The organism is Mesorhizobium sp. M7A.F.Ca.CA.004.12.1.1 (assembly GCF_003997835.1).
Taxonomy (GTDB): Bacteria; Pseudomonadota; Alphaproteobacteria; order Rhizobiales; family Rhizobiaceae; genus Mesorhizobium.
In genome coordinates, this window is the sequence record NZ_RZRK01000979.1 from 1 (window position 1) to 2,023 (window position 2,023).

Genomic DNA, 2,023 nt, shown 5'->3' on the forward strand with positions numbered 1-2,023 from the left:
GTCGCCGTCTCGCGCAGCCATTCGCCGGACAGATCGTCACCGCCGACCCAGCGGAAATTGTCCTTGCCGAGCCGCAGCAGGGTGCCGTCGTCGATCATGCCGCCATGCTCGTAGCACATGGCCGAATAGACCACCTGGCCGACGCCAAGCTTCTTGACGTCGCGGGTCAGCGTGTATTGCAGCAGCGCCTCGGAATCCGGGCCGGTAACCTCGAACTTGCGCAGCGGCGACAGGTCCATGATCACCGCGTCCTGCCGGCAGGCCCAGTATTCCGCGATCGGCCCGTCCTTGGCGAAGGAATTGGCGAGCCAATAGCCCCTGTACTCGCCGAAGTTGCGGGTGTGCTTGGCAAAGCTCGAATGAAAAGCTGTCTCGCGGGTCATTTTCGGTTCCGAATCGGGCGTCATGCGTCTGGCGATCGCTCGCGAGAATTTGTGCTGGCCGGAATAGGTCCGCACATGGATGTCGGTCGGGTTCCAGCCATTGGCCGGCGTCGTGTCGTCGGGGCAGGCGGAGGACACGCAGACGATGTCGGTGAGCGCCCTGAGCAGCACATAGTCACCCGCCCGCGACCACGGCTCGTCGGACACCATGACGCCATGCGCGTCGATCGCCGTGTTGAAGAAGAAGTTGATCGCCATCCAGCCCGCGCGGGGATTGACGCCCTTGCCGGCCAGAGCGCCGTTGAAATTCTCCGAGCAGTTGGTGTGGCCGGGATAGCCGATGTCGTCGTAATATTTGGCCGCGCAGGCGAGCGCGAAGGCGTCGTGCCGGCCGCATGTGTCCTGGATAACCTCGACCAGCGGCTCCATGTCCTGGTCGTAGTATTTGGAATGCAGGCCGGGCATCGGGTAGCTTGCACCCATCAGCGTGCGCGTCGTCGTCACGTCGAGCGGATGATCCAGTCCCCTGTCCAGCTTGCGCGCCGAAAAGCACTGGAAATCGGTGCACTGGCGCCCGTCGACATCGATGATCTGGAGATAGTCGCCGGCCTTGACGAAATAGGCCTCCGCCGTCGCCGAATGGACACGCAAATCGAGCACCGGGTCGGCCAGCGGATCGGCCAGTAGCGATTTCGCCGCCGGGCGGATCGTGGCGCGGCGAACGATGGCAGTCAGCGGCGTCGCCGTGTCGTGGCCATCGACCAGCATCGGTCCACCGGGCGCGGCGATGATCAGCGAGCCGTCACGCGTGACCGTGAATGTTTGTTCTGTACCGGCAGGCGTAGTGGCGCCGAACACCCGCACGGCCTTGGCATGGTCAAGCTGCACCTGCCGGCGCGCGAGCCCGCCTCGCAGCGAGGCGAGACTGTCGTCACCCTCTATGAGCAGCGCCTTGATGCCGGCAGCGTTGCTGTTCGATGCTTCACCAAAAATGCCGGGATCGGTCGCGCCGCTCCTGTCCCAAGCCAGCAACTCGCAGGCCTGGCCGCCCTCGACATTGCGCACGGTGATCGTGTCGCCGGCCTCGATATCGATGAGCACCGCGCCATTGCCATGGATCGTATAACGCTCCATGCCCGGCGGCAGCGCGATCTGGCCGGGCCTCAGGATGAGGCTCGGCCGCGGCGGTCCGGCAGCAATTGCGGGGTAGGGCGACTGGCTCATTTCAGCCTTGCGGTTCGAGAAACAAGTTTGCCTGTGTGTGAAATTATTTTAGCGGTAAGAATAGGCAGCCTGGTTGGGTTTGGCAAGGCGGAGCTTGACCGTCGGTGCAATCGCTCGGGCTTGAACTCGCCACTCCGCCTCGCCTTCGGAGCGTCGGCGCTGCCCCTCATCTGCCTGCCGGCATCTTCTCCCCGTGAACGGGGCGAAGGACGCTGTCCTCATCGGTTTCGCCAATCGCCAACGGTGCAAAAAAGTGCCGGCTTTGCGGTCCAGCTTCTTTCTCCCCGTTTACGGGGAGAAATGCCCGGCAGGGCAATGAGCGACTATCTGTGGTGTCAAGTTGCATTGGCGAACTCCATGCGCGCATCGCGTGCTTTTGCATTGAGAATGACGAGGAGTTTTCGCGCCAGCGCCAT

1 protein-coding gene is annotated in these 2,023 nt (G+C 63.3%); it reads right to left on the minus strand.

Annotation, left to right across the window (positions count from 1 at the left end):
• Window positions 1–1,607 (minus strand): DUF1989 domain-containing protein (locus tag EN984_RS32515; RefSeq protein WP_127384256.1); only part of this gene is annotated, 1,607 nt, incomplete at its 3' end.
• Between the last annotated feature and the right edge of the window lie 416 nt (window positions 1,608–2,023).